Raw genomic sequence first — 7,171 nt, forward strand, 5'->3', positions numbered from 1 at the left:
TCAGGCTCTCAAACTGGCCCGCGTCAGGCCGTAAACGCACGCAATGACGATCAGCAGCGCCACGACCTGATGGACCGCGATCGCATCCCCCAGGAAAGGCACGGCGAGAACCATGGTCAGGGCGGGCCAGGGCGCGGTCATCGAACTGGCCAGCGACACATCGACATGGCGCACGGCATGAAACCAGACAATCAGTTCGAGGAAGTAAATCAGGCCCATAATCGCCGACATCGGTTGAACAAAGGCATCGAACCCAGCGGCAAGCCCCGACGGCATCATGACCAGCAGAATGATCAGAAGGAAAAGCGCCGAAATCGCAACCCGGAAGAAGGTGATCTGAACGGGCGTGATGGGCGTGTTCCTTAGTTCTTCCTTGATGATCACATGCGCGACGCTCCACAGGAAGGGGACCCCGAGCGAAACCAGGAACCAGGAGGACAGCCCCGACATCCTGAACGTGCCCCCCGTGCCAAGGAAGTAGAGCGAGCCGATCAACACCGTGGTCAAGGCCAGTTCGACGGCGCGCTTGCGACGCCTGAGGAACAGGGTTTCCCAAAGAATCGCGAACAGCGGATAGGCCTGGATCGCGATGGCGGCGTTCGTCGCCCCGGCCTTTTCGATGCCAAGAACATAGAGATAGGTCGCAAGGCCGAACAAAGTCCCCGTGAACAGCGCGACAAGGATCATCCGGCCCCGTTCACGGCGGGGAAGATCAAAACCCAGCCCCGCCCGGCGCCCGCGGTCCCTTTCCCAAACGAAAAGAGGCGCCGCGAACACGACCTGCCAGGCGGAAAGCGCGAAGGCAAAACCAAGGGCTCCGACATCGGCGCCGCGCAGGTTCGAAAGAATCGGCATGATGCCCAGCATCACGAGGCAGACGAGGGAAAGAGCGATGCCCTTCCCGGTTGACGGAGAAGAAAGCGCCATGACAGAGACCCGCCAAATGAATTGACGCCCCCAGCAAGTGCATCCACCTTTATCCGGATGCAATGGGAAGATTGATCTGATGGCAATTTGGCTGCCCGACCTGTCGAACCGAAACGGCCCCAAATATCTCCAGATCGTGGAAGCCCTGGCGCACGACATCGCGACGGGCCGGTTGCCCGCCGGAACACGCCTGCCGCCGCACCGCGAACTGGCCTATCACCTCGGCCTCTCCCCCAACACGACCAGCCGGGCCTACGCCGAAGCCGTGAAACGGGCGCTCCTGAAAGGCGAGGTTGGCCGGGGGACCTTCGTGCGCGCGGCCAGCGCCGATCCAGCCCGGGCCGAACCGCAGACGCTGTGCCGAACGGACAGCGGGCCCATCGACCTTTCCCGCAACCTGCCCCTGCCCGGGCTGGCCGAGCCGCATATCCGGCGTGTGATGTCGGAAATCGCCCGGGAGGAGGGCTTGCGCTCCTTGCTGGATGAGCAGACCGACGCGGACCTCGTCCGTCACCGCGAGGCGGGTCGGATGTGGCTTGAGACCTGCGGCGTGAAGGCGGATCTTGACGAGGTGATCCCCGTCATCGGGGGGCAACACGGAATTCTGTGCATCCTGATGGCACTGCTGCAGCCCGGCGACCTGTTGCTGGTCGAGGCGCTGACCTACACACCGGTTCTCGCCATGGCGGCGCGCCTCAACATCCGAACGGCGGCGGTCGCGATGGACGGGGAAGGCGTGGTGCCGGAGTCGTTCGAGACCTGGTGCCGCGGGGCCAATCCCAAGGCCTTCTACCTGACCCCGACCTTGCAAGCCCCCACGACGATCACGCTTTCAGAGGCGCGCCGGTCGAGGATCGCGCACATCGCCGATCGGTACGGCGTCCTTCTGATCGAAGACGATGTGTTCGGGCCCCTCAAGCACGACAAGCCGGCCCCTCTCGCACGGAGGACCCCGGAGACGACCTTGTATGTCACCAGTCTGTCCAAGACCGTTGCCCCCGGCCTGCGGGTCGGCTTCCTGAAAACCCCCCGGACATTCGCCCCCGCGCTGCACCAATCGGTCAACTTAAGCACGTGGATGACTCCTCCCATGACCCTGGAGGTGGCCTACCGGTTGATCAAGGAGGGAACGGCAACCACGCTCACCAACGATCAGCGCCGCGCCGCGTCGCGCCGCCAGCAGCTTGTAGGGCGCGTTCTGGGGCACGACGGGATCGTTGCCTCGGAAGGCTTTCACGTGTGGATTCCCCTGCCGGAAGGATGGCGCGCCGATGCCTTCTGCGCGGAATGCGCCCGTCTTGGGGTTCTGGTCAGCGAGGGACGGCGTTTTGCGATGCATGGGGGGGACGCCCCGGAAGCCATCCGGCTGTGCATCAGTCACGAACCGGATGAAGCGCGGCTTGAACGCGGCCTCACCCTCCTTTCCGGCGTGCTGCGGCAAAAGCCCGGCGGAACGCCCCTGATGATCTGAGCGGTATTCCCAGCACCCCGGTCACAACAAGCCAACAAAAAACCCCGCCAGGGGATTGCCTGACGGGGCTTCTTGTTGGCTGGGGGACCTGGATTCGAACCAGGACTGACGGAGTCAGAGTCCGCAGTTCTACCGTTAAACTATCCCCCACCAGGGATGTCACAACGGGGCGCGTTTTTCGGAAAACCAGAAAACAGGCGGGCCGTCGTGAGGGGGCGGTTATTAGCACGAGGGCGGAGCCTTGAAAACCCCCAATTTCAAAAAATCGACACCCGTGGAAAAAATCTGCGCTTGGTCCCATCCTCGGGCGGGGCCTACAATGACCCGCTGACTCTGGACCAGCGGAAGCCTCCCCGGAGCCTTCCGGCTGGAGTTCCGAGTCTTGCGAACCCCGAACCCAGGAAGAAGGAGTCGGCGTGCCCCACCCCTCAGGACCCGAGCGTCCCCCCTCCCGGCCGCGTCCCTTGCCCGGACGGCCGCGAAACGGGGACCAGGCCATGGGACCCTCGCCGATTCCCAGCGTGTTGGGCGCTCTTGACCTGGGCACCAATAACTGCCGCCTGCTGATCGCCCAGCGCCGCGACGCCGGCTTTCGCGTCATCGATTCGTTTTCGCGCATCACCCGGCTGGGCGAAGGCCTGCACGCCACCGGCCAGCTGGGCGACGCCCCCATGGAACGGACCTTGGACGCGCTCGACATCTGTGCCCAGCGCATGCGCCGCCATGGGGTGGAGGCCGCCCGCTGCGTGGCCACCGCCGCGTGCCGCTCGGCCGCCAATGTCTCCGATTTCCTGGCCCGCGTGCACGCGCGCACCGGCCTGGCCCTGGAGGTCATCCCCGCGCGCGAGGAAGCCCGTCTCGCGCTGGCCGGCTGCGCCCCCCTGCTGCGCGCCGATACCCCGCTTACCTTGGTCTTCGACATCGGGGGCGGCAGCACCGAGCTGACCCTGGCCGAGGTCGCCCAGACCGCCGCCGGGCCACGCCTGGGCGCCATCCGGGCCATGGAAAGCCTGCCGCTCGGAGTCGTCACCATGGCCGAGGCCGTGGGCGGCGGCCATCTGTCCACCCGCCTGCACGCCGATATCGTGGCCTATGTCCGCGCCCGCCTGCTGAGCTTCGATCGCAGCCACGCCATGCGCGAGCATGTGTTCGGCGGCGCCTTGTCGATGCTGGGCACCAGTGGCACCGTCACCACCGCCGGCGCCGTGGCCCTGGACCTGCCGCGCTACGACCGGGCGCGCATCGATGGCCTGACCTTGTCGGTCGCCGAGGTGCGCGCCGTCGGGCGCCGCCTGCTGGCCATGACCCCGGCCGACCGCATGGCGCATCCGTGCATCGGGCGCGAGCGCGCCGACCTGGTGCTGACCGGCTGCGCCATCTTGGAAGCCATCTTGTCGTTGTGGCCCGTCCCTGACCTGCGCGTGGCCGATCGCGGCATCCGCGAAGGCCTTTTAATGGACCTGATGGCCCCCGGGCCCGCCGCCACCGCTCCGTCCTGCACGCCCCGGCGCCCGCCGTCCACCGCCGTGCCCGCGCGCGGCGGAGCCGCCGAGACGGGCGCCCCTCCCCCTTCGTTCAGGGAAATCGCCGATGCCCTCGCCTAAGCCGCCGTCCCGCCGGGGTGGCGGAACCAGCTCCCGCTCGGGAAGCCACGCCACCGACGCCCGCGACCTCACCGTGCGGGTGCGCACGGCGCGCGGTCGCACCACGTCGTCCACCCAGTGGCTGCAACGCCAGCTCAACGACCCCTACGTCCAGGAAGCCCGGCGCCGGGGCCTGCGCTCGCGCGCCGCCTTCAAGCTGATGGAACTGGATGACCGCTACCACCTCCTGCGCCCCGGCCTGCGCGTTGTCGACCTGGGCGCCGCCCCGGGCGGCTGGACCCAGGTGGTGGTTGAACGCACCCGCCTGCAAAGCGGGGGCGGCGGGCGCGTCGTGGGCATCGACATCCTGCCCTGGGACGAAATCCCCGGCGCGTGCTGCCTGGTGCACGACTTCATGGCCGACGACGCCCCGGCCCTGCTGACCGGAACCCTGGGGGGACCGGCCGACCTGGTGCTCTCCGACATGGCCGCGCCAACCACCGGCCACCGCAAGACCGACCACCTGCGCGTGATGGCGCTGGCCGAAACCGCCTGGGATTTCGCCGAATCGATCCTCGCCCCCGGGGGAGCCTTCTGCTGCAAGGTGTTCCAGGGGGGAACCGAGGGCGAGTTGCTGGCCCGCATGAAGCGCCTGTGCACCCAGGTGCGCCATGCCAAGCCCGCCGCCAGCCGCCCCGAGTCGCCCGAGGTCTACGTCATCGCCCAGGGGTTTCGCGGGCGGGACGATACGGATCCTTCCCGGTAAAACATCCGGGAGGGTGCGCTCCTTTTTCTCCCTTTTTGTGTGTCCCGGCCCCTTTTCCTCCGCGCTGAGTGGGGTTAACACTCCTTTCAGAGGTCGGCGGTATCGTCTTTTGGCGTGGCTTTTCCAGTTCCTGGCGACTGAACGCGCCCCGGCCCGCCGGGCTCTGCGGGAACCGGGGCGGCATATCTTTGGATGGACTCAAGCGGCATGGACGACGGGACGCACGCGGGGACGGAACGGACGGGCCTGAGTGGCGCCCAGTCCCTTTTCCTGTCGCTCTACCTGGTCTTGCTTGCGTTCTTCATCGCGCTGGTCAGCCTCGCTCCCCCTGAAAGCGAGCGGATTCATGCCGTCGTCACCAGCCTGACCGAAACCTTTTCCGGCCCCGGCACGATCCGCCCCCCCGATCCCTACCCCAGTCAGTCGGGGCGGGTGGTGGCGCCCGCCCGCCAGGTGACGGCCGAAATCGGCAGCTTGTTCCAAGCCGAGATTCCAGCCGCCCAGGTCAGCGAACGCGAGGGCGGCACGGTGCTGGTCGCCACCTTCACGGCCGAGGCCCTGTTCCTGCCTGGCACCGCCACCTTGCGCCCCGGGCGCGAAGCCCTGTTCGACCGCGTGATCGCGGCCTTGGCCTCGCCCCCCGCCGGGCAGGCCCGGGCCATGGATATCGCCCTGTCCACCGGAGGCGCCACCGACGCCGCGTTGCCCGAGGCCGGAAGCCTGGAGCGAAGCCGGGCCGTGGCGCTCGCGCGCCTGGCCTACCGGCGGGGCGCGCCCCCCGACTCCTTGAGCGTCGGCCTCAGCCCCGGCCCCCTGGACCGCGTGACCCTGACCTTCCGCCTCGCGGCTCCCGCCGACGACGAGGGCCGGCCATGACCCTGTTCGATGCGCCCCAGGCCGACCTCGGCGCCGTGTCCGCCGGCAGCGTGCCCGCCACGGGATCCAACACCGGCATCTGGATGGTGACCTTCGCCGATCTGGTGCTGCTGCTGTTCGCGTTTTTCGTGATGCTGTTTTCCATGACCACCCTTGAGCCCGTGACCTTGGAGCGCTTCCGCCTTGGCGTGCTGTCCACCCGGGCCGAGGCGCCGGTCGCCATCGAAACCCGCCCCGCGCGGGTGGAAGCCAATATCGCCACCATCGCGCCACCCCGCGCCGCCGCGACCGAATACCTGGCGGTGGTGCTGCGCGACGGCCTGGCGCGCATTCCGGCCCTGGAGCAAGTCGAGATCCTTCAGGCCGGCGACGAAATCCTGGTCCGCCCCCCCCCTGCCCTGTGGTCCCACGGCCCCTTGAGCGACCTTGCCCTGCTTCTCGACCGCCTTGACAACCGGGTCATGATCGTGGCCACCGTGCCCGCGACCGAAATCGCCCTCTCTCGGGCGCCGGCGCGCGACGGGGCCGCCTGGCAGGCCGCGCTTGATCGCGCGAGCGCCGCCGCCGATGCCCTGCGCGGCGCCGGGTTCGCCCGCGCCCTTGATGTCCGGATCCGCCCCGCGCCGCCCACCGACGGATCCATGGATCTTTATGTGCTGGTCCTTGGGGAAAGGAAGGGATCATGAGGCAGGCTCGGCCCCGCGCAAGACCCGCTTCCTTCTGGTTTCTGACCTGGGTTCTGGTTCTGGGCAGCATGCTCCTGGCCTGCGCGCCGTCGTGGGCCCAGGAAGTGCGCGCCGCCCCGCACGCCGATTTCGGCCGCATCGTGTTCGACTGGACCGGCCCGGTCTCGTACAGCGCCGACGTGGTGGGCGGCGCCCTGGTCGTTCAGTTCGACCGGCCCTTCTCGGGCTCCCTCGACAGCGTGGCCCAGGTCATGCCCGGCTACGTGGGCGCGGGGCGCGTGAGTTCGGACCGGCGCACGGTTTCGTTCCCCCTCAAGGGCACCTTCACGCCCCGCGCCTTCCGCTCGGGCAACGCCGTGGTCGTCGATCTGATGGGCCCCCCGGCCGGCGCCCCGGCCTCGACCACGCCCCCCCCAAGCGCCCAGGCCCGCCCCGCGCCGGCCTCGCGCGGCGCCGCGACACCCGAGTCGCCCGCCCAGGTGCCCGTGCGCACCGGCGAACATGACGATTTTTTCCGCGTGGTCTTCGACTGGCCGCGCGAGGTCCCCTATGACGTCAAGACCCAGGACGGCAAGGCCGTGGTGCGCTTTGGCCGCCCGGGCCGCATCAACGCCGGCCGCCTCGACGCCGACATGCCCGACGGCCAGAAGGGCGTGCGCGCCACCTCCGACGCCGGCAGCCTCACGGTGACCCTGCCCCTGGCGCCCGGCGGCTCGGTGCGCCACTTCCGCAGCGGCTCCAGCGTGGCGTTCGACCTTCTGGGCCGCGCCGCGCCCGCCACCGCCGCCCCGGCGGCGGCCGCCCCCACCCGGACCGCCAGCGCGGGCGCGGTCGAGCCTCCGCCCCCCGCCCCCGCCCCCGG

The 7,171-nt window shown here is 68.9% G+C and carries 6 protein-coding genes, 1 tRNA gene and 1 pseudogene; 6 read left to right on the top strand and 2 right to left on the bottom strand.

The features are described 5' to 3' along the window. Window positions 1–1,050 carry a DMT family transporter gene (locus tag ROR02_RS10320; protein ID WP_218032803.1) on the bottom strand — a complete coding sequence of 350 codons (1,050 nt, stop codon included), beginning with the start codon at window positions 1,048–1,050 and terminating at the stop codon, window positions 1–3. Here ROR02_RS10320 and ROR02_RS10325 point away from each other — a divergent pair. After that, window positions 1,007–2,398: an aminotransferase-like domain-containing protein gene (locus ROR02_RS10325; RefSeq protein WP_147163944.1), complete on the top strand. Its 1,392-nt coding sequence runs from the start codon at window positions 1,007–1,009 to the stop codon at window positions 2,396–2,398. The genes ROR02_RS10320 and ROR02_RS10325 overlap by 44 nt on opposite strands. Window positions 2,399–2,474: 76 nt before the next feature. Here the strand turns inward: ROR02_RS10325 and ROR02_RS10330 are convergent. Further along, window positions 2,475–2,548: transfer RNA gene (locus ROR02_RS10330), tRNA-Gln, on the bottom strand. A gap of 347 nt (window positions 2,549–2,895) precedes the next feature. Between ROR02_RS10330 and ROR02_RS10335 the strand changes: the two genes are divergently transcribed. The 5 genes and pseudogenes from ROR02_RS10335 to ROR02_RS10355 all read left to right on the top strand — a co-directional run. Next, window positions 2,896–4,002, top strand: coding sequence for a Ppx/GppA phosphatase family protein (locus tag ROR02_RS10335; RefSeq protein ID WP_147163945.1), 1,107 nt, complete (start codon window positions 2,896–2,898; stop codon window positions 4,000–4,002). After that, window positions 3,989–4,747, top strand: coding sequence for an RlmE family RNA methyltransferase (locus ROR02_RS10340; RefSeq protein ID WP_147163946.1), 759 nt, complete (start codon window positions 3,989–3,991; stop codon window positions 4,745–4,747). Before ROR02_RS10335 ends, ROR02_RS10340 begins: the two co-directional genes overlap by 14 nt. A 207-nt stretch (window positions 4,748–4,954) precedes the next feature. Then, window positions 4,955–5,623, top strand: coding sequence for a hypothetical protein (locus ROR02_RS17200; RefSeq protein WP_246135499.1), 669 nt, complete (start codon window positions 4,955–4,957; stop codon window positions 5,621–5,623). Continuing rightward, complete coding sequence (locus ROR02_RS10350) at window positions 5,620–6,309, top strand: flagellar motor protein MotB (RefSeq protein ID WP_147163947.1); 690 nt, start codon at window positions 5,620–5,622, stop codon at window positions 6,307–6,309. The genes ROR02_RS17200 and ROR02_RS10350 overlap by 4 nt, the downstream gene beginning before the upstream one ends. After that, window positions 6,306–7,171, top strand: a pseudogene (locus ROR02_RS10355) (tetratricopeptide repeat protein); the annotation flags it as partial. The gene ROR02_RS10350 and the pseudogene ROR02_RS10355, both read left to right, overlap by 4 nt.

The organism is Pararhodospirillum oryzae, from assembly GCF_007992075.1.
Classification (GTDB): Bacteria; Pseudomonadota; Alphaproteobacteria; order Rhodospirillales; family Rhodospirillaceae; genus Pararhodospirillum; species Pararhodospirillum oryzae.

Coding starts and splice junctions, on each gene's coding strand:
- ROR02_RS10325 (WP_147163944.1), top strand. CDS start 1,007: ATGGCAATTTGGCTGCCCGACCTGTCGAACCGAAACGGCCCCAAATAT.
- ROR02_RS10335 (WP_147163945.1), top strand. CDS start 2,896: ATGGGACCCTCGCCGATTCCCAGCGTGTTGGGCGCTCTTGACCTGGGC.
- ROR02_RS10340 (WP_147163946.1), top strand. CDS start 3,989: ATGCCCTCGCCTAAGCCGCCGTCCCGCCGGGGTGGCGGAACCAGCTCC.
- ROR02_RS17200 (WP_246135499.1), top strand. CDS start 4,955: ATGGACGACGGGACGCACGCGGGGACGGAACGGACGGGCCTGAGTGGC.
- ROR02_RS10350 (WP_147163947.1), top strand. CDS start 5,620: ATGACCCTGTTCGATGCGCCCCAGGCCGACCTCGGCGCCGTGTCCGCC.